The 22,656-nt window shown below is 64.6% G+C and carries 23 protein-coding genes; 10 read left to right on the plus strand and 13 right to left on the minus strand.

Annotated features, from left to right (window positions below; genetic code table 11):
- Positions 1 to 228: 228 nt before the first annotated feature.
- The 3 genes from JFU57_RS28420 (at position 229) to JFU57_RS28430 (ending at position 4,404) form a co-directional block, all read left to right on the plus strand.
- A complete protein-coding gene (locus JFU57_RS28420; RefSeq protein WP_201131588.1) occupies positions 229 to 2,022 on the plus strand; it encodes a sigma-54-dependent Fis family transcriptional regulator in 1,794 nt (597 codons plus the stop codon).
- Between the two features lie 61 nt (positions 2,023 to 2,083).
- Positions 2,084 to 3,337, plus strand: coding sequence for a DUF4303 domain-containing protein (locus tag JFU57_RS28425; protein ID WP_201131589.1), 1,254 nt, complete (start codon positions 2,084 to 2,086; stop codon positions 3,335 to 3,337).
- A gap of 125 nt (positions 3,338 to 3,462) precedes the next feature.
- Positions 3,463 to 4,404 carry an alpha/beta hydrolase gene (locus tag JFU57_RS28430; protein WP_201131590.1) on the plus strand — a complete coding sequence of 314 codons (942 nt, stop codon included), beginning with the start codon at positions 3,463 to 3,465 and terminating at the stop codon, positions 4,402 to 4,404.
- 22 nt (positions 4,405 to 4,426) lie between these two features.
- On the opposite strand, the gene JFU57_RS28435 is transcribed toward JFU57_RS28430, so the two are convergent.
- On the minus strand, positions 4,427 to 5,281 hold the full coding sequence (locus JFU57_RS28435) for an SDR family oxidoreductase (protein ID WP_201131591.1): 855 nt from the start codon (positions 5,279 to 5,281) through the stop codon (positions 4,427 to 4,429).
- 87 nt (positions 5,282 to 5,368) lie between these two features.
- On the opposite strand from JFU57_RS28435, the gene JFU57_RS28440 reads away from it, so the two are divergent.
- Entirely contained in the window at positions 5,369 to 5,791 is a 423-nt protein-coding gene (locus JFU57_RS28440) for a winged helix-turn-helix transcriptional regulator (RefSeq protein ID WP_201131592.1), read from the plus strand.
- Positions 5,792 to 5,940: 149 nt separating this feature from the next.
- Entirely contained in the window at positions 5,941 to 6,351 is a 411-nt protein-coding gene (locus JFU57_RS28445) for a GFA family protein (protein WP_201131593.1), read from the plus strand.
- 595 nt (positions 6,352 to 6,946) lie between these two features.
- On the opposite strand, the gene JFU57_RS28450 is transcribed toward JFU57_RS28445, so the two are convergent.
- The 10 genes from JFU57_RS28450 to JFU57_RS28495 all read right to left on the minus strand — a co-directional run bounded on the left by JFU57_RS28450 (position 6,947) and on the right by JFU57_RS28495 (position 17,503).
- On the minus strand, positions 6,947 to 8,359 hold the full coding sequence (locus JFU57_RS28450; RefSeq protein WP_201131594.1) for an aldehyde dehydrogenase family protein: 1,413 nt from the start codon (positions 8,357 to 8,359) through the stop codon (positions 6,947 to 6,949).
- Between the two features lie 10 nt (positions 8,360 to 8,369).
- Positions 8,370 to 9,413, minus strand: coding sequence for a homoserine dehydrogenase (locus JFU57_RS28455; RefSeq protein WP_201131595.1), 1,044 nt, complete (start codon positions 9,411 to 9,413; stop codon positions 8,370 to 8,372).
- A gap of 762 nt (positions 9,414 to 10,175) precedes the next feature.
- On the minus strand, positions 10,176 to 10,613 hold the full coding sequence (locus tag JFU57_RS28460) for an Lrp/AsnC ligand binding domain-containing protein (protein WP_201131596.1): 438 nt from the start codon (positions 10,611 to 10,613) through the stop codon (positions 10,176 to 10,178).
- A 22-nt stretch (positions 10,614 to 10,635) separates the two neighbouring features.
- Positions 10,636 to 12,021, minus strand: a complete 1,386-nt coding sequence (gene thrC, locus JFU57_RS28465) for a threonine synthase (RefSeq protein ID WP_201131597.1) — start codon at positions 12,019 to 12,021, stop codon at positions 10,636 to 10,638.
- Positions 12,022 to 12,037: 16 nt separating this feature from the next.
- Complete coding sequence (locus tag JFU57_RS28470; RefSeq protein ID WP_078468560.1) at positions 12,038 to 12,928, minus strand: LysR substrate-binding domain-containing protein; 891 nt, start codon at positions 12,926 to 12,928, stop codon at positions 12,038 to 12,040.
- Between the two features lie 42 nt (positions 12,929 to 12,970).
- Positions 12,971 to 14,419 carry an amino acid permease gene (locus JFU57_RS28475; RefSeq protein ID WP_201131598.1) on the minus strand — a complete coding sequence of 483 codons (1,449 nt, stop codon included), beginning with the start codon at positions 14,417 to 14,419 and terminating at the stop codon, positions 12,971 to 12,973.
- A gap of 150 nt (positions 14,420 to 14,569) precedes the next feature.
- Positions 14,570 to 15,841, minus strand: coding sequence for a cystathionine gamma-synthase family protein (locus tag JFU57_RS28480; protein ID WP_078468558.1), 1,272 nt, complete (start codon positions 15,839 to 15,841; stop codon positions 14,570 to 14,572).
- A gap of 185 nt (positions 15,842 to 16,026) precedes the next feature.
- Positions 16,027 to 16,386 (minus strand): hypothetical protein, encoded by a 360-nt coding sequence (locus JFU57_RS28485; RefSeq protein WP_201131599.1) that lies wholly within the window; start codon positions 16,384 to 16,386, stop codon positions 16,027 to 16,029.
- A gap of 24 nt (positions 16,387 to 16,410) precedes the next feature.
- Positions 16,411 to 16,920: a hypothetical protein gene (locus JFU57_RS28490; protein ID WP_078468556.1), complete on the minus strand. Its 510-nt coding sequence runs from the start codon at positions 16,918 to 16,920 to the stop codon at positions 16,411 to 16,413.
- Positions 16,921 to 17,002: 82 nt separating this feature from the next.
- Positions 17,003 to 17,503 carry a hypothetical protein gene (locus JFU57_RS28495; protein ID WP_201131600.1) on the minus strand — a complete coding sequence of 167 codons (501 nt, stop codon included), beginning with the start codon at positions 17,501 to 17,503 and terminating at the stop codon, positions 17,003 to 17,005.
- Positions 17,504 to 17,697: 194 nt separating this feature from the next.
- Between JFU57_RS28495 and JFU57_RS28500 the strand changes: the two genes are divergently transcribed.
- The gene (locus tag JFU57_RS28500; RefSeq protein ID WP_201132223.1) at positions 17,698 to 18,231 is read left to right on the plus strand and encodes a DinB family protein; all 534 of its coding nucleotides are present in this window, start codon (positions 17,698 to 17,700) and stop codon (positions 18,229 to 18,231) included.
- Here JFU57_RS28500 and JFU57_RS28505 read toward each other — a convergent pair whose 3' ends face one another.
- Complete coding sequence (locus tag JFU57_RS28505) at positions 18,232 to 18,543, minus strand: hypothetical protein (RefSeq protein ID WP_078468554.1); 312 nt, start codon at positions 18,541 to 18,543, stop codon at positions 18,232 to 18,234. It abuts the gene before it with no gap.
- A 148-nt stretch (positions 18,544 to 18,691) separates the two neighbouring features.
- Here JFU57_RS28505 and JFU57_RS28510 point away from each other — a divergent pair, with 148 nt between their 5' ends.
- Together JFU57_RS28510 and JFU57_RS28515 are read left to right on the plus strand one after the other, a co-directional pair.
- Positions 18,692 to 18,928 (plus strand): YceK/YidQ family lipoprotein, encoded by a 237-nt coding sequence (locus tag JFU57_RS28510; RefSeq protein ID WP_238596103.1) that lies wholly within the window; start codon positions 18,692 to 18,694, stop codon positions 18,926 to 18,928.
- Positions 18,929 to 19,023: 95 nt separating this feature from the next.
- On the plus strand, positions 19,024 to 19,386 hold the full coding sequence (locus JFU57_RS28515) for a YceK/YidQ family lipoprotein (RefSeq protein WP_238596102.1): 363 nt from the start codon (positions 19,024 to 19,026) through the stop codon (positions 19,384 to 19,386).
- Between the two features lie 16 nt (positions 19,387 to 19,402).
- On the opposite strand, the gene JFU57_RS28520 is transcribed toward JFU57_RS28515, so the two are convergent.
- Positions 19,403 to 20,158, minus strand: coding sequence for an EAL domain-containing protein (locus JFU57_RS28520; protein WP_201131601.1), 756 nt, complete (start codon positions 20,156 to 20,158; stop codon positions 19,403 to 19,405).
- 218 nt (positions 20,159 to 20,376) lie between these two features.
- Between JFU57_RS28520 and JFU57_RS28525 the strand changes: the two genes are divergently transcribed.
- On the plus strand, positions 20,377 to 21,378 hold the full coding sequence (locus JFU57_RS28525) for an AraC family transcriptional regulator (RefSeq protein WP_078468552.1): 1,002 nt from the start codon (positions 20,377 to 20,379) through the stop codon (positions 21,376 to 21,378).
- A gap of 293 nt (positions 21,379 to 21,671) precedes the next feature.
- On the plus strand, positions 21,672 to 22,607 hold the full coding sequence (locus JFU57_RS28530; protein WP_201131602.1) for a bifunctional methylenetetrahydrofolate dehydrogenase/methenyltetrahydrofolate cyclohydrolase FolD: 936 nt from the start codon (positions 21,672 to 21,674) through the stop codon (positions 22,605 to 22,607).
- Positions 22,608 to 22,656 lie beyond the last annotated feature (49 nt).

Here is a 22,656-nt window from a genome sequence, read left to right on the forward strand (position 1 = left end):
GCAACGCCGTACCAGGCCTTGAGCAAGGGCTGTGCCGGTTTCGCCAAGGGACTCGCCGAGGCTGCCGTGATGGCTCTAACTCAAGGCTTGCACCAGCGCCCTCGGGAATGAGTCGCCGCTGCCGGGCGGCGCTCGCTCCGGACGCGCTTGTTCAATTGATAAAGTTATGTTTAATAACTATCTCGCCAATTGCTCATATCGAGCACTCAAACGCCCGGGGCCAAAACAATGACCATTCCCCACTGCCCGCTGCCCGACCCCCAACTGACCCGCGAGCCCTACCGCCCCCGTGGCGACAGCAGCGAACTCAGCGCCAGCAGCTCGCCGACCCCTGCCGAACTCAATGACTGCCTGTTCTTCTCCCCCGACGACGGCCGTATCTGGCTCAACGACCAGCGCATGCTGTTGCTGCACAGCTCGTCGTTCGGCGCCCTGCGGCGGGAGATCATCGAGCGCCAGGGCCTGGAGCAGGCGCGCGGCCTGTTCACCCGCACCGGCTATGCCTGTGGCGCGCGGGATGCGCGGCTGATCCGCGAGCGCTGGCCCCAGGCCGATGCGGCGGCGGTGTTTCGCGCCGGCACCCACCTGCACAGCCTGGAAGGCATGACCAAGGTCGAACCGCTGCATTTCAAGTTCGACGCCGACTCCGGTTTCTATGACGGCGAGTTTCTCTGGCACCACTCCTGCGAGGCCGATGAACACGTGGCCGCCTATGGCATCGGCCAGGACCCGGTGTGCTGGACCGAACTGGGCTACGCCATCGGTTTTGTCAGTTGCCTGTTTGGCCAGATGGTGATTTTCCGCGAGGTGGAATGCCGCGGCATGGGCCACGCCAATTGCCGGGTGCTGGGCAAGACCGCCGCCCAGTGGGGCGATGTCGAGCAAGACCTGAGCTACCTGAACGTTTCGCCGTCGCCAGCGCCCACCGCCACCGTCGCCCCGAACAGACCCTCGAGCGTCCCTGCGCCCGCCTCCAGCCAGCAACCACTGATTGGCACCAGCGCCGCGTTCAATGCCGCGACCCAGGCCTTGCAGCGCGTGGCCGCAACCCCGGCCACGGTGCTGATCAGCGGCGAATCCGGGGTCGGCAAGGAGCTGTTCGCGCGCCAGCTGCACCAGCTCAGCCCACGCCGGTCCGGGCCTTTTATCGCCCTCAACTGCGCGGCGATCCCCGACAACCTGATAGAGGCCGAGCTGTTCGGGGTCGAACGCGGCGCCTTCACCGGTGCCACCCATTCGCGCCCCGGACGCTTCGAACGGGCCCAGGGCGGCACCTTGTTCCTCGATGAAATCACCTGCCTCAGCCTGGCCGGGCAAGGCAAGCTGCTGCGTGCCTTGCAGGAACGGGAGATCGAGCGGGTCGGCGGTGGCCACGGCATCCCCGTGGATGTGCGGGTGGTGGCGGCGACCAATATCGATCTGCGCCAGGCGGTGGCCGCCGGCGAATTTCGCGCCGACCTGTTCTACCGGCTCAACGTCTACCCCATCGCCCTGCCGCCCCTGCGCGAACGCCGCGACGATATTCCGCTGCTGATCAACGCCTTTCTCCAGCGCTACTGCCACGAATACGTGCGGACCCCGGCCGGGCTGACCATGCGCGCCCTGAAGGTGCTGTTGCGCTATGACTTCGCCGGCAATGTGCGCGAACTGCAAAACCTCATCGAACGCGGGCTGATCGCCAGCGAGGACGGACAGGCGATTGACCTGGTGCACCTGTTTCGCAACGAACCCTTGCCCGAAGAGGCCTATTCCCTGGACGACCACGGCGGCCTGTCCCTGGCCCCGGGCCCGCGCCCCGAGGCCGAGGCGACCCTGCTCGACAGCCTCAACCAACGGGACCCGGACTTTTCCATCGAAGGCCTGGAGTCACGCCTGATCAACGAAGCCCTGGAAAAAAGCGCCGGCAACCTGTCCGCCGCCGCCCGCCTGCTGGGGCTGAGCCGGGCGCAGTTTGTCTACAGGTTGAACAAGCACCGCCGCGCTGAAGGCTCAAGCACAGGCTTTACAAGGCTGGACAGCTGAGCCAGAGTTCGCCACCGCGGCGTGCTCCAGCGCCGCCCACCGCTTGCCAAGGACCCCCGCCATGGACTGGAACGCCCTGCAGAACGCCCTGTTCGACAGCGCCCGCGACGCACTGGAAACCCTGTTGAACGAGGGTATTCCCGCGCCCTATGCCGTGGCCTTCCATGCCAGTTACCGCGAAGAGGATCGGGTTATCGACCTGCCTTCCCTCGCCATCAGCAGCGAGGCGACCCTGGAGGAAGATCATGGCCCGGGCCAGCCCCGGGACATCAGCGGCGTGCGCTGGAACCCTGCCGATTGGCGCTGGGATTGGGAGCTCGATGACTACGCCAACCCGGCGCTGCAAGCCTGGGATCAGCCGTTGCAAATCGAAGCCAACCGCGAGGGCCCGCAACATTGGCAGGCGGTCGAAGCACAGTTCGTCGCCTGCGTGGCGCAGGCGGCCCGGGCCTTGCGCGAACACTTCAAGGACGATCTCCGGGTCGATCGGCATTTCGTCGCGCTGTTCCATGACTTCAACGACGAAGTCGGCATGGCCCGCGCCAGCATGCCCCCCGAGCTGTTTGCCTGGCACTTTCCCGAAGAGGTCGCCACCGACCGCCTGCGCGAAGAAATCGCCGCCTTGCCCTATGCCGAACAGCTGAGCTTTTACCTCGACCGCTTGCAACGCACTCAACGCATCGGTTCCGAAGAAGCCCAAGCCTGGTTGATCGCCCAGGGGCCCCGTGCCAGCAGCGCCTTGATCGAACGCCTGCACCAGGTCAAAGACCCCTATGCCATCGCGCGCATCCTGGGCCTGGCCGGGCATGCCGACGCGGCGGTGATCGAGGCCTTGCGCCTGCGCCTGGGCCAGGCCCAACAGGAAACCACGCGCCATTGGTGCGCAAGGGCCCTGGCCTGCCTGGGCGATGTCGAGTGGTTGTTGGGACAGGCCGACGACGTGGCAGTGGAGGGTCTTTGCACGCCGTTGAGCCACCTCAACGATAAGCGCACGCAACCGGCGGCCCTGGATTACAGCGTGCTGATCAGCCTGCTCGAACAACGTCCGGGCCTGACCGCGGCCGTGGAAGAGGCCCTCAAGCCGGGCAGCTCCTTCACCACCATCAGCGATCAGGACCTGCCCCAAGCCCTGGCCGGCCTGGCCTCGCCCCACCGGGTGATCCGCCGCCACGCCGCCTGTGTGCTGAACAACCGCTGGCTCGGCGCCGCCGCCCAGGCCCAGGCCATCCAGGGCTTGCTGCAAGCGCTGCAGGACGACGACGAAAAGGTTCGCTACCTGGCGCAACTGGGCCTGGAAGGCTTGCGCCACAGCTGAAAGGCCCGTCAGTTGCCCAGCATTTTGTAAAACATCTGCCGCACCGTCCGCCGAATTCCACACGCGCGGCGGCGGCAGTTCTGTTAAAACCCGTCATCTGTGTTCTCTGTGTGGTGACCCCCTCCATGACTGCATCCCTGCTCAAGCGTGCCGGCCGTCGCTGGCTGTCCCTGCTGTGCATGGCCCTTTTGCTGGTCGGGGTGCCGGTGGGCTGCCAGGTGCTGGAACACCAGGAACGCAAACTGGTGTTTCGCATCGAGCCCGGTACAGCCGGCTGGTACCACGGCCTGCCCAAAACCGTGCGCGAGCTGGAGCTCACGCCCAAGACCCTCAAGGCCGGGCAGAACATTCATGCCTGGTGGTGGCCGGCGGCCCGGGCCGATGCGCCGGCGATTCTGTATTTGCACGGGGTACGCTGGAACCTCACCGGCCAGCTGTTTCGAATCGAGCAACTGCACGCCCTGGGCTATTCGGTGCTGGCCATCGACTACCGTGGTTTCGGCCAAAGCCAGGGCGACCTGCCCTCGGAACGCAGCGTGTACCAGGACGCACGCATCGCCTGGGAAAAACTCCTGGTATTGCAACCCGACGCGCGCAAACGCCTGATCTACGGCCACTCCCTGGGTGGCGCGGTGGCCGTGGACCTGGCTGCCGAACTCGGGCAGCAAGCCGCCCGCAACCACACGCCGGTGGCCGCGCGCGGGTTGATTATCGAGTCCTCCTTTACCAGCCTGGCCGATGCGGCCGCCGCTATCGGCAACACCTCGCTGCCGGTGCGCTGGCTGCTGTCGCAGAAGTTCGACTCCATCGACAAGATCGACCGCATCGGCATGCCGCTGCTGGTGGTCCACGGCCTGGAAGACCGCTATGTGCCCTCGCGCTTCAGCCAGCAACTGTTCAACGCCGCGCAAGAACCCAAGCAACTGCTGCTGATCCCGGGCGGCACCCACAACAACAGCATGAGCCTGGCCGGCAACCGCTATCGCCAGGCCATCAACACCCTGATGCAGGCCAAGCCACCGGCCAAAATGGCCGGCGCCCTGCCCGCCGCGAAACCTACCGGGTGAGTTAATTGCCCGGCGCTGGCACTCAGCCCTTGAGCGCAGCCGCCACCGAGTCGGCGATCGGCGTGGTGCCGCGCCCGATCAGCCGGCTCAGTTGCTGGCCGTCATCGAACAGCGCGCCCTTGGCCGCCGCCGCGTCGGAGTCGGCCAGCAGTACGGCGAACCCTTCGGGCAGGCCAATGCCCAGCAGCGCAGCCTGGTACTCCTCCTGGGATAGATTCTGATACACCAGGGGCTTGCCGGACTGGCGAGCGGTTTGCGCCGCCAGTTGCTCAAGGGTGTAGGAGCTGTCGCCGGCCAGTTCGTAGACGCGCCCGGCCTGGCCTTCGCTGGTCAGCACCACGGCGGCGGCCTCGGCGTAATCAGCACGAGCCGCCGAAGCGATGCGGCCCTGGCCGGCGGCGCCCAGCAACACACCGTGCTCCAGGGCCGTGGGCAAACCGGCGCTGTAGTTTTCGCTGTACCAGCCATTGCGTAGCAACACATGGTCCAGGCCCGAGGCGCTCAACGCCTGCTCGGTGGCGAGATGTTCCGCCGCCAGCCCCAGGGCCGAGGTGTCGGCACGCAGCACGCTGGTGTAGGCCAGCAGCTTCACCCCGGCGGCCTTGGCCGCATCAATCACCGCAAGATGCTGCGCAGTGCGCTGGCCAATTTCGTTCGAGGAAATTAACAACAGACGCTCGACGCCGGCCAAGGCCGTGGCCAGGGTTTGCGGCTGGCTGTAATCGGCCTGGCGCACGGTGACACCCAGCGCAGTCAGGTCCCGGGCCTTGAGGGGGTCGCGCACCAAGGCCAGCACTTCGCTGGCGGGCACCCGTTGCAATAACGCATCGATCACCAGACGACCCAACTGTCCGGTTGCACCTGTGATAGCAATCATGGGGAAAATCCTTGTGTGAAGACGAGAGAGCGCCCACCCTATCGCCCTGACTAACTTTTAGTAAGTACGTACAAAAAGGTAAGTACCATGAGCGTTTCCGAAGACCTGCCCCTGCCCTTGAGCGCCAAGCTGCGACGCGGCGAACTGCTGGCAGTCAACTGCCCATCGCGCGATGTACTCAAGCACATGACCAACCGCTGGGGCGTACTGGTGCTGGTGGTGCTGCTCGGCGGCACCCAGCGCTTCAGCGACCTGCGACGCAAGATCGGCGGGGTCAGTGAAAAAATGCTCGCCCAGACCCTGCAAGGCCTTGAAGGCGATGGCCTGGTACACCGCCACTCGTTGCCGGTGGTGCCACCCCATGTTGAGTACAACCTCACACCCCTGGGCCAGGAAGCTGCGCAACGGGTCGAGGCGCTGGTGGACTGGATCGAGGAAAAACTGCCGCACATCATGAGCTTTCGTCGCGAGCGCGAGGCCGACGCACTCGAGAACGACGCCGAGGCTTAGCCGAGGCTTAATGGCGGAAAACTCCCACTCGCCGACCGTTCCCGACCTTCTGTAGCACGCGGGCGGCGACTAGATTGAAGCCCCCGCCACCGGCCACGGAGCTACCGTGACCGGGCCTGCGGACCAAGGTTTATTCAAGGGAGAACGGCATGACTGACCAACACAAAATTCACCAGGGCAGCTGCCTGTGCGGCGCGGTGCGCTACCAGATCAACGGGCCGCTGAACGATGTACTGAACTGCCATTGTTCGATGTGCCGCAAGCTGCACGCAGCCGCGTTTCGCACCCGGGCCAAAATCGCCAGCGCGGATTGGACCACCACTGCCGGGGCGCAGTTGATCACCTTTTACGAATCATCCCCAGGCGAGCACAAAGGCTTTTGCTCACGCTGCGGTTCCAGCCTGCTAACCCGTTTCGACACACAGCCCGAGATTCTCGGCGTGCCTCTTGGCACCCTGGACACCGACCCCGGCGTGCGCGCCAGCCGCCATGTGTTTGTCGCCAGCAAGGCGTCCTGGTTCAGCATTACCGACGACTTGCCGCAGCATCCCGAGTATTGAAAAAGCTGTTGGGGGTAACGGTAAAAGATGCGATGTTTAGCGTCTTGTAGCCGCTGCCGCAGGCCATCTGAACCGCCGCAAATACACCTGAGACTCCACGGCGTCCTCAAGGGCCAGCGCAGCCTCGTTCCTCGGCAGCGGCTACAGAAACTCAGACGAGCCGAAAACCAGGCCGGCCGGAGGGCCGCCTCGCTTTGCAGGTGATTTTGATCTGAAGCGCCCGTTAAACCACGCTGGCCGAACGCAGGCAGTGAGCCGTGGCTAACCCGGCAGGACGCCGGGTTAGCCGAGCCTAGGCGAGGCACCGAGTGGTGGGGCAAGAGCGCTTTGGTTACTTTCGCGCTTTTCGAAAGTGACCCGCCGTAAGGGCGGAACCTATACCCGCCACACCCGCAGCAACGGATATGCACACCCAAAAAACCGAGGCGCCAGGTTTCAGGGCCGCTACGCGACCCAGCGGGAGCAAGCTCCCTCGCCACAGGGGCTGGACGGCCAGGGCAGGCTCACAGGCTCAGCAGCAGCCACACAAAAAAACACCGGGCAGGTGACCAAACCTGCCCGGTGCGCAACGACCGTTGACCTGGAACCGTGACCGCTAACCCAGGGTGTTGAGGCACACCACTTTGGGTTGGGTCATTTCTTCATAGGCGAAACGCACGCCCTCACGGCCCATGCTGCCGTACTTGGAGCCACCGAACGGCATGGCGTCGAAGCGGTAGTCGGATGAGTCGTTGATCATCACCCCGCCCGCCTCGATGCGTCGTGCGGCGCTCATGGCGGTGGCCAGGTTCGAGGTGAAGATCCCGGCATGCAGGCTGTATTCCGGTTCGTTGGCCAGTTCGATGGCTTCATCGAAGGTCTCGAACGGCTCCAGCACCACCACCGGGGCGAATACCTCGTTGCGCCACAGGCGGCTGGCGTGATCGACGTTTTCCAGCACCGTGGCGGCGTAGCACGAGGCGTCGCGCCGGTGCCCGCACAGCAGGCGTGCGCCCTGCTCCAGGGCTTCGTTGACCACCTGTTCGGCATTCTGCGCCGCTTGCACGCTGATCATCGGCCCGATGTCGCTGCTGGCCAGCAACGGGTCACCGGTCACCAACTGCTGCGCCAGGCTGACAAACCGCTCGCGGAACGCCTCGTAGATCGAGGCCTGGATCAACAGGCGCTGGGTGCCGATGCAGTTTTGCCCGGCGGCCCAGAAAGCGCCGGACAGGCAACTGTCGACCGTCGCCTCCAGGTCGCAATCGCCCATGACAATCACCGGCGCATTGCCGCCCAGGTCCATGGCCAGCTTTTTCAGGCCGGCGCCGCGGGCGATCTGTTCACCGGTGACAAAACCGCCGGTGAAGGAAATCATCCGCACCTCACGGGCCGCCACCAGGGCCTTGCCCAGTTCGGCACCGCCGGTGGCCACCGTGACCACCGATGGCGGCAGGCCGGCCTCGACCAGGCACGCCACCAGCTTGAGGGCCGACAGCGGCGCCAGCTCCGACGGCTTGAGAATCACCGCGTTGCCACCGGCAATCGCCGGGCCGAGCTTGTGGGCCACCAGGTTCAACGGATCGTTGTAGGGGGTGATGGCCACGATCAACCCCAGGGGCTCGCGGGAGAACCAGCCCTGGCGCGACTCGGAACCTTCGTAAGCATCGAACGGCACCACTTCCCCGGCATTACGCCGGGCTTCCTCCGCCGACAGCTTGAGGGTGTTGACGCAGCGCTTGACCTCCTTTTGTGCCTGCTTGAGGGTCTTGCCGGCCTCGTCGACGATCAACCGGGCAAAGGCTGGGGCATCGCGTTCTACACTCAGGGCCGCCTGTTCGAGGATCTGCGCGCGGCGATAACGCGGCAACCCGGCGCACACCCGCGCGCCGCTGCGCCCCTGTTCCAGCAACTGCGGAACCTGGGCGGCACTCATGTCCTCGACGCTGCCCACCAGGCTGCCATCAAAGGGGTTCAGTACATCAATCGGCGATTCGACAACCGCCAGGGCCAGACGCGATAGGTTCACAGGCCTTCTCCTAGTGCTGCGCAACGCGACGGTGGATGGCGATGATGTCCGAGAGCAGAGCGAACGCGGTTTCCATGCGCCCGGCGCCCGGTCCGGAGACCGTGACCGCGCCCAGCAGCTCGCTGTTGAACGACACCGCATTGGTGGCGCCGCTGATCCCGGCCAGCGGGTGATCGCTGCCCAACAGGCGCGGCTCGACGCTGGCACTCACCGAACCATCGGCGTGGCGCGTGGCGGCGCCGATCAGTTTCCAGCGTGCGCCGTCGGCGCGGGCCTGTTCGATGTCGGCCAGGTCGAGGGCGGAAATACCGTTGCAGCTGACATCGCTGACGGTGAGTTTGGCGCCGAGCAACTCGTTGGCCAGGATCACCACTTTGAGGCGTACGTCATGCCCTTCGACATCAGCCGTCGGGTCGGCTTCGGCGTAACCCAGAGCCTGGGCTTCCTTGACCGCCTCGGCAAAGCCCAGGCCGCCTTCCATGCGGGTCAGGACGTAGTTGGAGGTGCCGTTGAGGATGCCCTCGAAACCGCTCAGTTCGCTGCCGGCCAGGGTCTGCTTGGCCAGGCGGATCACCGGGGTGCCGCTCATCACCGCACCTTCGTATTCGAAGCCGACGTCATGGCGCTGGGCCAGGGCCTTGAGCTCTGGACCGTGCAGGGCGATCGGGCCCTTGTTGGTGGTGACCACGTGCTGGCCGTTTTCCAGGGCCCAGCGGCAGAACGACGTGGCCGGCTCACCGTCCACCGGGTTGGTGAAGGTGGCCTCGGCAATGATGTCGGCGCCGGAGTCTTTGATCACTGCCGCGTTCTGCGCTTCGGCGCTGCCGCCCGGCAGTTGGGCAAAGGCCCCCTTGACCGCTGGCAGGCGTGCCAGCACCCCGGCATCCAGGCCTTCGCGGCCGATCAGCGAGCCGAGAAACAGGTCGGTCACGCCGACGATTTTCAGGGTGAAGCCGAGCTCGGTTTTCCAGCGCGCATTGCGCTCGGCAATCAGTTGGGCCAAGGCCCGGTTGACACCACCGAAGCCCACCAGCGCAAGTTTGTATTCAGTCATTTTGTTATGGCCCTTGATCCGGGTGAGGGGTTGTTGGGCACTAGATTAGGCACGCGGCCAGGGCAGTGAAATAGGCCAATTTGCTCTATTTATTGAGCGTTTTGACCAGGGCGCAGCCCGTGTTCCAGGCCAGGACAACCTGTAGCCGCTGCCGATAGGCTGCGCTGGCCATTGAGGGCGCCGAGGAGCGTCAGGTACAGGGCGGGTGGTTGGGTTCGCAGGCTCGATAGCGGCGTGTACCGTGGCGAGGGAGCTTGCTCCCGCTGGGCCGGGCTGGCGTTCCAGCGCGAAGCGGCCCCAGAACAGGCAACGCGTGCATTCAGGCAGAAACGGGTAGCAGGGTTTGCGGCTGCTGCGCAGCCGAGCGGGAGCAAGCTCCCTCGCCACAGGTCGGTTGCCGTTGGGCTGCGTGCGGACGCTGGCTCTGCAAAACGATGCGGTCGCCTGATGCACAACCGGTGTATGAGAGGGACAGCGCAGGCTCGGCAGCGGCGTGTACCGTGGCGAGGGAGCGTGCTCCCGCTGGGCCGGGCTGGCGCTCCAGCGCGAAGCGGGCCCAAAACAGATACCGCGTGCATTCAGGCAGAAACGGGTAGCAGGGTTTGCGGCTGCTGCGCAGCCGAGCGGGAGCAAGCTCCCTCGCCACAGGTCGGTTGCCGTTGGGCTGCGTGCGGACGCTGGCTCTGCAAAGCGATGCGGTCGCCTGATGCACAACCGGTGTATGAGAGGGACAGCGCAGGCTGGCCTTTTAGGCAATCGGGGTTAGACCACCGAGGACAACACGAAGGAGGTCACGGTGTTTTCGACGCCGGGCAGCGCGGCGATGTCGTTCCATACTTTGTGCACGCCCTGGGCCGAGGCGGCGCCGACGCGCAGCATCAGGTCGAATTCGCCGCTCATCACGTCGCACTGGGTGACTTGCGGCATGGCGCGCAGGGCTTGCAAGACTTCGGCGCCGCGCATGCGGTCGTAGCGGTAGACGAAGATCACCGCATTGATCGTGGCCGACGCCTGCCGCCCTTCCCCTTCGCGCACGGTGTAACCCTGGATCGCACCGTCGCGTTCCAGGCGCTCGATGCGCTGGCGCACGGCGTTGCGCGACAGGTTGACCTTGGCCGCCAGCTCCGCATGGGCAGCCCGGGCATTGAGCCGCAGCTCGGCGATGATGCGCTCATCCAGCGGGTCGAGAATTCGCTTCACAGAACCTCCCGGTGCGGCGCGTTCACAGCGCGCCCAGCCGTTGATGAATGATGTCCAGCTGGTCCGGACGCAGCCGATACACCTGGTCCGGCGCCGATACCGAGGCCGATGCCACCGGCCGGGCCGGCAGTCCCGGGATCTCCAGCTCGGCCAGCAACAGCGCCGACTTGCCCGGGCAGATCTCGCCCAGGGTCACCATCGGCGCCACCAGGCTGCGCCGGTACAGGCGCGCCGCCAGCACTCCGGTGGCGGTGTGCGGGTCGATGACGTAGCCGGTGTCGCGGTACAGCGAGCTGATCTCCTCCAGGGTCTGGTCATCGCTGACCGCATAGGAGTCGATGATCATCCGCGCCTGCAGCCAGAACTCGTTGCCAAGGGTCATTTCGCCGCTGGCTTCGAACGCCGCCATCAAGCCGCTGACCGCCTGGCCGTCGTGGCCGTAGAGTTCCCAGAGGAAGCGCTCGAGGTTGGAAAAGATCGACAGGTCCATGGCCGGCGACAGGGTTTTATTGGCCCGCGAACGGGAGTAGTGATTCTTCAGGAACAACTGGTGCAGCGCGTCATTCTGATTGGTGGCCACGATCATCTGAGTGATCGGCAGGCCCATCTTCTGCGCGATGTAGCCGGCATAGACTTCAGCGAAACTCGCCGCCGGCACGCTGAACCCGATGGGCCGCTGGCCGCCCCCCAGTTGCAGCACCGCATGAAAATAAAACACCAGCTGCGCCAGCACCCCGACCCAGTTGCTGGAGTTGAAACTGATGGCTTCGTACCCCGCGCAGGGCCAGTGCCGGAACAACTGGCTGACGATGGTCTGGCACTCGTCAAAACTGCCCTCCAGCTCGAACCGGTGCACCCGGGGGTGGGCCACCGCCTGCAACTCCCGCAACTGCTGCGCCGGCACCGCCGCAGGCGGATAGAACACCACGACCTGGACCTGCTCGCAGTGCTTGAAGGCGTCGATGGCCGCCAGCCCGGTATCGCCATTACTGGCCCCCAGTACCACGCCGCGACGCTGGCGTTTACCCAGGAAGTACTGCACCAGCTGCGCCTGCAGACGCGCGGCAAAATCCTTGGAGGACCGGGTCGGCCCATGGAACAGCTCCAGCACCCACTCATTACGGTCGACCTGATGCAAGGGCGCCACGGAACGATGGCTGAAACCGCTGTAGGCCTGTTCCAGCAGTTGCCTGAGATCGGCGTCGGGGATGGACTCGCCCACAAACGGGCGGATCACCCGATAGGCCAGCTCGGGGTAGGCCAGGGTCGACCAGTTGCCGATGTCCTGGGGGCTGAACAGCGGCAGTTCCAGGGGCACGAACAGCCCGCCGTCGTCGGCTATTCCGGACAACACCACCTTCTCGAAATCGGCCTGCAACGCCGAACTCCGTGTACTGACATAACGCATGGGTGGCTCCAGCCATCTATTTGAAACGGTGTGCCTGCTCAACCAGCCAGGTGGAAAACATCACGGCATCGGGGTGTTGATCGGCCCCGGAGCCGCGTACCAGATAGAACGATTCGCTGGCTTCGATGCGCTGGGTAAACGGCTCGATCAAGCGCCCGTCAGCCAGCATTTCATCGACCATCGACGAGCGCGCCAGGGCTATGCCCTGCCCCAGCTCGGCCATGCGCAGGGTGGAAATCAGGGTGTCGAACTGCATGCCGGTGGACGAGTCCACGCCCTCGGCGCCGACCATGTTCAACCAGTAGCCCCAGCCCTCTTCGTAACCCAGCACGTGCAGCAGCGGATGCTCGCCCACGTCTGCCGGCACCCGCAGCGGCGAGCGCGCCATCAGCGCCGGCGAACACACCGGGAACAGCGTGTCCCAGGTCAGGCGCTGGGACACCAGCCCCGGCCATTGACCGTGGCCCCAGCGGATTTCCATGTCGTCCTCGCCGTCCAGTTCCTTGACCCAGATATTGCTGATGTAGCGGATATCGACGTGGGGATGGGCCTGGCGAAAATCCACCAGCTTGGGCGCCAGCCAGTGCACGAAAAACGACAGGCTGCCGCGCACCTTGAGCGGCCGGCGCTTGTGCTGGCCGAAAATTTCGTTGGTGCCCACCGCCAGCCGGGTGATGGCGTCCTGCACCACCGGCAGGTAGGCCTGGCCCTCTTCGGTCAGGCCCAGGCCCCGGGGCAGGCGCTTGAACAGCGCCACCCCGAGGTGACTTTCGAGCTGACGGATCTGCTGGCTGACCGCGCCCTGAGTCAGGAACAGTTCCTCGGCGGCGTGGGTGAAGTTCAGGCAGCGGGCCGACACCTCGAAGGCCCGCAGCCAGTTCAGTGGCGGTAATGTCTTTTGCTTCATGACCCGAACCTCATTGACGCCCCCGGCACCGAACGCGCGTGTTCAACCCGTGGAGCGCGCCTGGAGCGCATCTGCCGGGTGTGCCGAGGAAGCAAGCGACAAGCGTCGCTCGCGGCTGGTGCGGGTAATGTAATACACGAAATAGCACCAGGCGATGAACGGCAAACCGAAGTACAGGGCCACGCGCTGCTCCGGGTCGAAGGCGATGCCGACACAGGCCAGGGCGCAGCACGCCAGCGCTCCCAGCGGCACCCAGGGGTAGCCGCGAACCCGGAACTTGAGGTCGCGGATATCCCCGCCATTGGCCACATAGTGCCGACGAAAGCCGATCTGGCTGGCGGCGATGCTCATCCACACCACCACCACCGCCAGCCCGGAGATCGACACCAGCGCCAGGTAGATGGTGTCGGCGGCGAACACGCTGCTGAGCAACGACGCGGCGCCGCCGGCCATGCTCACGATAATCGCGTTGAGCGGCGTGCCCATGCGGGTCAGGGCTGAGAACTGCTTGGGCAGGTGGCCCTGGTCGCTCAGGGTCCAGAGCATGCGCGAGGCGGCATACAGCCCGGAGTTGGCGGCCGACAGCAGCGCGCTGATGATCACGAAGTTCATGATGTCAGCCGAGTACGGAATGCCGATGTAGGTGAACACCGTGACAAACGGGCTCTCCACCAGGCCGGCCTGCTCCCGGGGCAACAGGGTGGCGAGGACGAAGATGGTGCCGACAAAGAAGATCGCCAGGCGCAGCACGGTGGTGCGGATCGCCCGCGGCACATTGCGCTGCGGGTCCTTGGTTTCACCGGCGGCGATGCCGATCAGCTCGGTGCCGGAAAACGTGAACGACACCGCCAGCAAGGTCATGGCAATCGGCATGAAACCGGTGGGGAACAGGCCCTCGCGGGTGAAGTTGCCAAGGCCGATGCTGTGCACCTGATCGATCTGCAACAGGCCGAGAATCGCCCCGCCACCGATCAGCAGAAACACCACCACGGTGATCACCTTCACCAACGACAGCCAGAACTCGGTCTCGGCAAACAGGCGCACCGACACCACGTTGGTCAGGAACACCACCCCGGCGAACAGCGCGCTCCAGATCCACACCGGGGTGTCGGGAAACCAGCGCGACATGAGAATGCCGGCGGCGGTGAATTCCGAGCCGATGGCCACGGTCCAGGTCAGCCAGTACAGCCAGGCCACGGTGTAGCCGGTGCCCGGGCCGAGAAAGCGCGTGGCGTAGGTGCTGAAGGAGCCGGTTTCCGGCATCTGCACCGCCAGCTCGCCCAGGCACATCATGACCATGTAGACCATCAGCGCGCCGATGATGTAGGCGATCACCGCGCCCAAAGGACCGGCCTGGTTGACGGTGTAACCGGAGGTCAGGAACAGCCCGGTCCCGATCACGCCGCCCAAGGCCAGCATGACGATGTGACGGGTCTGCATTTCCTGCTTGAAGCCGCTGCGCGCGGCGATTTGTTGTGGGGTACTGGACATGATTTTTCTCATGAAAGGGGTCAGGGCAAGGGTCGACGTCTGCGTCACAGACACGGGCAGAAATCAAAGGCGATGCCGACAGGTTTTTATTTTTTTTGGCTCTTCATGGAGAACTCACGGCGACCTTGCCGTGAGGGGGTGTGGCTGAACTCAGTTGGCGGCCTCAACGCAGGGTTCGGCCAGGGATGTCTGGACCGCAGCGTCCGGCTGCAGTGAACGTCTGACCCAGGCGAAAGCCTGCTTCAGGTCGGCGAGCAGATCGTCGGTGTCTTCAATGCCCACCGAGACCCGCACCAGGCCTTCGGAGATGCCCAGGGCCAGGCGTTCTTCGAGGGTGTTTTCAACGTGGCTGGTGGTGCGCGCCGGGCCATAGATGGTTTCCACCGCCCCCAGGTTGCCGGCGCAATGGGCATAGCGCAGGCGCGGCAGCAGCAGCTTGACCGTGTCCATGCCACCCACCAGCACAAAGCTGACGATGGCGCCGAAGCCACGCATCTGCGCACAGGCCACGGCGTGATTCGGGTGGTTGGGCAGCCCCGGGTAATTCACCGACTCCACCAGCGGCTCGCTGCCCAGGAACTCGGCCAGGGCCCGCGCGCTGTGCTGCTGCTGACGCACGCGCAGGGCCAGGGTCTTGATGCCGCGGATGATCAGGTACGCCGAAAACGGGTCGAGGGCGGCGCCGTTGATTTCCCGGTAGTGCCGCACCTGGGCCATCAGCGTTTCGCTGCCACACACCAGGCCGCCCAACACGTCGCCGTGGCCGCTGAGGAACTTGGTGGCGCTGTGGATCACCACGTCCACCCCCAGGGCCAGGGGGTTCTGGTTCAGCGGTGTGGCAAAGGTATTGTCGGCCACCACCAGCGCACCGACCTGTTTCGCCGCGGCCACCAGGCGCTGGATGTCGACGATTTTCAGGGTCGGGTTGGTCGGGGTTTCGAGGTACAGCACGTCGCAGCCCTTGGCGATTTCCCGTTCGATCTGCTGATGGTCGAAGGTTTCACAGAGGGTCACCGCCACGCCCATGCGCGGCAGGAACTCTTCGAAAATCTTGTTGGTGCCGCCGTAGCTGTCCTTGGTCGAGACCACCCGTTGGCCATGCTGCAAAAAGCTGTAGAGCACACTGCTGATGGCGGCCATGCCACTGCTGAAGGCCACGGCGGACTCGGCGTTTTCCAGGGCGCAGAGCTTGGCTTCCAGCACCTCCACCGTGGGGTTGCTCATGCGGCTGTAGATAAAGCCCGGGGCTTTGCCCAGCGCCACGTCGTACCACTGGTCGATGTCGTCGTAGCCGTAGGCGGCACTGGCGACAATCGGCGTCTGGGTGGCGTTGTAGGGGTGCTTGACCTGCTCGCCGCCCCAGACCACGCGGGTCCCGGTGCCGGCAGAGTGCAGCCCTGTGCTTTCAGGTTTCTTATTCATGGTGAAGGCTCACGCTAAAGGGCGCGCAGTCAGGGACTGCGCTGGATCTGCGGGCCAATATAGAGAAAAGCCCACGCCCCGAGAAACGATGTTATCGGGGCCAAAGGGGCGGTTTTTTTAATGGCTGGAAGGAGCCATGCACGCGTCTGGAGTCAGGCCCCATTTCCCCCTCGGGCAAGGGTTGTTCAAACGCCGAACTGCACGGCTATCCACTGCGCCACTTGCTGCCGGATGTCGGCCAGCGCCGAGACGTGGCCCACAATCACCCGCTCGGACTGCCCCTCTTTATCGAGGTAAGAACACAGTGGCTGAATGTCCTCGTCGAGCACCACCCTGAGGGTGTCGCCCGTGCGTTCATGTTTGGCGGAGAAGATCGGATTGCCGTCAAAAAACGGCTGGCCATTGGCGAAGGTGGTCCTGTAGTACGGCGTTTTCATCAGGTTGGCGTCTGCCTGCCGGCGCTTGATTTCAGCCTGGAAAAACTCGCTGAAGTGGCGCTCCAGCGCCTGGTAGACGGCGGTATCCGTCCGGTATTCATCGAACATGTTGTGCCCCTTGCTCCTGCTGCCTCACGACGCGGACCTCAAGATCCGCTGCACTTCCCTGACCACTCCCGGGTCGCGTTTTGCATGGCGGGCAATGACATCCAGCCCCAGGGCCACGCCCTCTTGACCTTCGGCGCTGGCGCTGCGAAAGACCTTTTTGAAAAAGGCCATGGCCTGGGACTTTTCATAGTGCCGGGCAATCAGATCACCCAGGACCCAACATCCGTCCAGGTAGGTGTAGCGAGGGTAGTTTTCCCCGGCCACCTGCAACAACGCCTGTCGTTGCGCCAGCGACAACTGGTGCATGTCGGCGGCCAGGTTCACCAGGAAATACTCGATACCGCGCTTATTGAACAACGCATCGACCGTGAGTATCTCCAGCAGCAGGGCAAAACCCGCGTCGGGGTAATGCTCGTGACTCAAGGCCAGGCTGGCATGCTCGATGGCCAGTGCCTGCACGCGCTTGCCGACCTTCTTGCCGGTGGTGGCGTACAACGCGGCCCTGATGGTTTCTACTGCGACTGCGTCTTGCACAACGCGCTCCTTGGTTCGTCATGGACATCCGGGTCAAGCACTTTGATTTCAGGCAGGCATACCGCTGATGGATAACGGCCGCTCAGCGATACTCCAAGACCCGTGCCCAGTCGCCCAGGCCTTGGGCGAAGGTCCGGTCCGCGTGCAATAAGGCAACCGCATCACGGTACAGCGGCATCCCGGCGATTGCCTGCTCATCCTCGACACTCAACACCACCGCCTTACCCTGCTTGCGCTCAAGCACATACTGTTGCCCTGCCCCATAGTCATAGGCATCGACGATGGCGCTTTCGGCTGCGCTCAAACTGGCGGGCGTGGCCTCGGAGAAAAACATCGCGAAATCGGCAAGCGCATACAGGTAAAGGTTTTTCAGAATCTCGGCGGTGTCTGCGCCCTGCTCATCGACCACTGCTGCGTCTATGGCAGCGTCCAGGGCCTGCGTGTTCAAGGTCGCAGCTCCCGCCGCCAGGCAGCCCCAGGCCTGGTCGATAAAGCGATGCGCCTGCTGCGGCAGTGCGATGCCCTGCCCTTCAAGCCACAGACCCAACCTGTCGAAGGCCTTGAGGAGGACAAACAGCGCCACCTGTTCCGAGTCGTTCACCGTGTTCCCTCATCAACGTTTGGCGCGCAGGATAATTGACGGCGCCTGATCGCGTCCCGCGAATGATTGCCCGCCTGGCCGGCCTCGAAAAAAAGGCGCTTATTTCTTGCGCCGCGATCCTGGGCGAGGCCAAGCTGTCGCCCTTGCCCAGCGACCACGACCTGCAGGACTGCCCCATGACCCGCACCGAACACCTGTGCCTGATGGCCCGCTACAACCAGTGGATGAACCACAACCTGTACACCGCGGCGATGACCCTGCCGGACAGCGCCATCGGCCTCGATCGCCAAGCCTTTTTCGGCTCGATCTTCGGGACCTTGAATCACCTGCTGGCGGGGGACATCGTCTGGCTCCAGCGTTTTGCCGGACACCCGGCGCGGCACGAGGCACTGGAGCCGTTGCGGCAGATGGCGACACCGATGAATCTCAAGGCGTTGTTGGCGCCCGATATTCGGGCCCTGTGGCAACAGCGTCAGGCACTGGACCAGGCGTTGCTCGACTGGACCCAGGCCCTGAGCGAAACCGACCTCGATCACGACCTGCAGTACCGCAACCTGCAAGGCGAAACCGGCGCGCGCAACCTCTACGCCCTGCTGCTGCATTTTTTCAATCACCAGACCCACCACCGGGGCCAGGCCACGACTCTGCTGACCCAGGCCGGGGTGGAGGTGGGTGATACCGACCTGGTGGGGTTGATCCCCGCGCGCTGATCAGCCTGCAGCCAGGCGCCCGAGCAGTAGCGGCAGAGCGCTTTCGCGCCAGAACTGCGGGGAAATACCGCCGCTGCTCATGCCGCCATGGGCGAAGGTTTCGACGAAAAAATGGGTTGGCGTCGCCAGGGGTTTGCCAGTCAGCCGCTCGAACGCCTGGGTGATCGAATCCTCAAGTTCTGCCGCCGTTGCCGGCAGCGGCGTATTGGCAAAATGCGCGGCCATGGCCCGCCATAAATACGGGTCGCCGCGCAGGCCCCAGGGCATGGGTTCTTCGATAAATAACTCACCTGTGGTGCGGTAAATCGTCATCGCCAGCCAGCTCCCCGGTGTTAGTCGTTGATTGAGGGCGAACAATCTAGCGTCAAGCCCAGGCTTCTGCGACCATGCGCGCGGAAAAAACCGCTCGCTAAGGAATGGCCTCATCAAAACGCTCAATATCCTGCTCGTGCTCTGTCTGGTGTCCCTCACCGGCTGCGGCACCTTTATTGCCCGCCTCAGCTCCAACGCCAGCGGTTCGGGGACCTACCAGGGCACCTCGGCCAACGTCGCGCTGCTCACCACCTACGGCGCACGCGGCTACGACGGCTACGCCACGATCTTCTGCTGGTTCACCATCGTCTGCCCGGTCGTGGCCATCGTCACCTTGCCGGCCGATGTGGTGGTCGACACCGTGATGCTGCCCGTCGACGCCTGACCTGCGTTCAACCCGTTGCTCGCCCGGTGCTGCGCCGGGTGTCTTGCTGTCCGGCCTTGCTCCCTGGAAACCTCATCATCAAGATTCTCGCCCGCTTGCTACTGCTCAATACGCTGCTGCTTTCCGGCTGCGGCACTTATATGGCCCGGGTTCCGGGGACCTACGACTGGCGCGACGACCGCTATTACCGTGGGACCAAGACCAGCGCCCAGTTGCTCACCGGGTATGAGATGGGCTACGGCAAAATCCTGCGGGGCATATGCTGGGTCACGGTGGTGTGCCCGGTCTATATCGTCGTCACCCTGCCGGCGGATGCGCTGATCGACACCGTGCTGCTGCCTTACGATGCGGTCCAGCCAGAGCGGCCAAAAATGCAGCCCTATGACTACGACCCCGCCCCCGTGGCCCCGCTGACGCCCGAGGAGATATACGAGCTGCAGCACCCATCGGAACACTGACCCCTGAGCCCGGGCCTCAGGCAGTCAGCGGGCGATCACGCAAGCGACAACTGGCGCCCAGGGCGTCGGCCCGGGGCCGGCCGAACAGGTAACCCTGGCCCCACTCGCTGCCGCAGGCGGTGGCCAGGGCCAGGTCGGCCTCGGTCTCGATGCCTTCGATAATCACGCAGGGCGCCAGGGTCTTGCACAGTTGTACCAGGTGGCCGAGGGTCTGGGCGCTGTTGGTTTCCAGGCGGGCGCGCTGCAGGTAGCCCTGATCGATCTTGACGATGTCGGGGCGGGTCTTGCGGATGAATTCCAGGGTGCCCAGGCCCGAGCCGAAATCATCGATGGCCACCCGGCAACCCAGCTCGCGCAAGCACAGGACAAACTCGATGGCCGCCCCGGTGCTGGGCGGGCGGGCGCTTTCAGTGATCTCGATCACCAGCCGCGAGGCCACCGAGGGCGTGCCCCGCAGCTGGGTCAGAATCTCCTGCCAGAAAGTGTCGATGATCGCGCTCTGCGCAGAGATATTGCAGCCCAGGCGCAGGTGCTCATCGGCCAGCAACCGGTCGATCACGCACTGCACCACGCTGCGGTCGAGGTCGCGCATCATCTGGTGCTGCTCCATCAGGGCGAAGGGATAACTCTCGGGCCCCTGGGCATCGGCACGGCGCAGCAATCCCTCCTGATACAACACGCGGCTGCTGCCCGGCAGCCACACCACAGGCTGGAAGGCCAACAGCAACTGGCCCCGTGACAGCTCCCGGTAAAAGTCCCTGACTCTTTGCATGACACGTCCATAGGCAGGGCCACGGCGAGTTGCGCGCCACGGCCATGGTTGATTGCCGGCCATGATCGACCCTCGGAGAGCTGCCCGGAAGTGTTCCCGGGTACCTTTCGCTTGTCCTGGGAAACGCGCATACCCGGTTAATCGACTGCGGCCATTTGTTTATTGCGATCATGCAACGGCCCGCGCGATATCACTTAGCCACTAGTCCAGGAAGAACTATGCACAGAATGACCAGCGCCAGTTTTCGGGTGCTTGCCCATGCCCTGAGTGATGCAGGAGCTAACGTTGACGCTCTGCTCAAGCATTTCGACAGTGGCGAGGACGTCTATGCAAACCCCAAGGGCGTCAAACTGGAACTGGTCTACAAGGTCATGGAAGAAGCGGTACAACGCACCGGCAATGCCGACCTCGGGCTGTTGGCCTATACCCGTGCACACCCGGCCAATCTGGAGGTGCTGGGTTACGCGGTGATGTCATGCGCGACCCTGGGCGCGGCCTTGCAGCGGCTGGTGGATTACCACTCGCTGGTCAGCAATGGCTTTTGCATGTGCCTGGAACGCAAACCCCATGCGTTGAAGCTGATCGGCTTCGACATCACCAACGAACCCTCGCTGACCCCGCGGCCGTTTATCGACGCAGGCACCGCGCAGACCCTGGGCCTGGTGCACTGGCTGCTGCCCAACCACAAGCCCCAGCCCCTGGCGGCGGCCTTTACCTACCCCGAACCCGAGGACACCCGCCTGTTGCGGCGCCTGCTGGGCAACAACCTGCAGTTCGACGCCCCGCACAACAGCCTGACCTTCAGCGCCAGCGATTGCGCGATCGCCCTGCCCAGCGCCGACCCGGCCCTGGACGTGCTGCATGTGGAATACGCCCGCACCCGCCTCAACCAACTGCTCAGTGGCTCGATGACCGCCCAGGTGCGGCGCGTGCTGTCCGAGCGGCTGGCCCAGGGCGGGTCGAGCAACCTGGACCATATCGCCCAGGTGGTGGGGGTCAGCGCCCGCAGCCTGCAACGGCGACTGGGGGATGAAGACATGCATTTCTCGGCGCTGCAGGATGAGGCGCGGCTGATGCTCGCCCATAACTTCCTGCGCAACTCGACCCGCAGCGTCAAATACATCGGCGCCCTACTGGGCTTTCGCGACCAGAGCAGCTTCCACAAAGCCTGCCTGCGCTGGTTCGGCATGACCCCGGGGCGCTATCGCGCACGATGCTGAAAGCCGGTTGTCCTGACCCAATGCCGGCGTTCTCCAGGGTCAGCGCAGCCTCGCGGGCTCGGCAGCGGCTACAGCGTGCACATTCACCTGGCTGAGCCCATAGGGCGCCGCCGATCGCCTCGCATGGCAAAAACTGCCGATCTCTTGCTCTGCGTCACCCTGGCAGCAGGACTGCGGCTGGTGCAGGCCCGCCAGCAACTGGTAGCCTGCTTCGCGGCTTCAGGTCTCGGCTCCGGCATTGAGGCCATCCGCCGCCCGATGACCGCCTCGCCCCTTACTCTTTCACGCTCAAGGTGACGCCTTTGATCAGCAGCACCCCTTCACTTGCCCGCGATATCGACGGCAAGGCCATTTCTGCCCTGGTCCTCGACGAGGTCCGGGAAGAGGTCCTGGCCCTGGCCGGGCAACAGATTTTCCCTGCCCTGGCGGTGGTCCTGGTCGGTGAAGACCCGGCCAGCCAGGTGTATGTGCGCAACAAACTGCTACGGGCCAAGGAAGTCGGGATCCGCTCCCTGGAATACCTGCTGGCCGCCAACGCCAGCCAAGCCGAAGTCCTGGCGCTGATCGCCCGGCTCAACGCCGACGTCACGGTCAACGGCATCCTGGTGCAACTGCCGTTGCCGGCCCATATCGATGAACAGGCGGTGATTCATGCCATCGACCCGATCAAGGACGTGGACGGTTTCCACCGGGAAAACGTCGGCGGCCTGGTGCAGGGCATCGACGTCCTGACCCCGTGCACGCCCAGCGGCTGCATGCGCCTGCTGCACGAAACCTGCGGTGACTTGAGCGGCCTGCACGCGGTGGTCATCGGCCGTTCGAACATTGTCGGCAAACCCATGGCCACCCTGCTGTTGCAGGCCCATTGCTCGGTCAGCGTGGTGCACTCGCGCAGCGTCGACGCCCCGGCGCTGTGCCGCCTGGCAGACATCGTGGTGGCGGCCGTGGGCCGGCCGCAGATGATCGACGCCAGTTGGCTCAAGCCCGGAGCGGTGGTGATCGATGTCGGGATCAACCGGATTGCCGGCGAGTCCGGCAGCCGCCTGGTGGGCGATGTGGACTACGCCAGCGCGCGCACCGTGGCCAGCGCCATCACCCCGGTGCCGGGCGGCGTGGGGCCGATGACCATTGCCTACCTGTTGAAAAACACCCTGGTCGCCAGCCAGTTGCAGCGCGCCGCCCAGGCCGCATCCCAGCCGGCACGTGGCACTCCTGAACCGGCTCTGTAACCGCTGACCCGCCGCGCAGGCTCGGGCACGCGGCGGCACGCCCTGTTGC

The sequence above is a fragment of the Pseudomonas sp. TH07 genome, assembly GCF_016651285.1.
Classification (GTDB): domain Bacteria; phylum Pseudomonadota; class Gammaproteobacteria; order Pseudomonadales; family Pseudomonadaceae; genus Aquipseudomonas.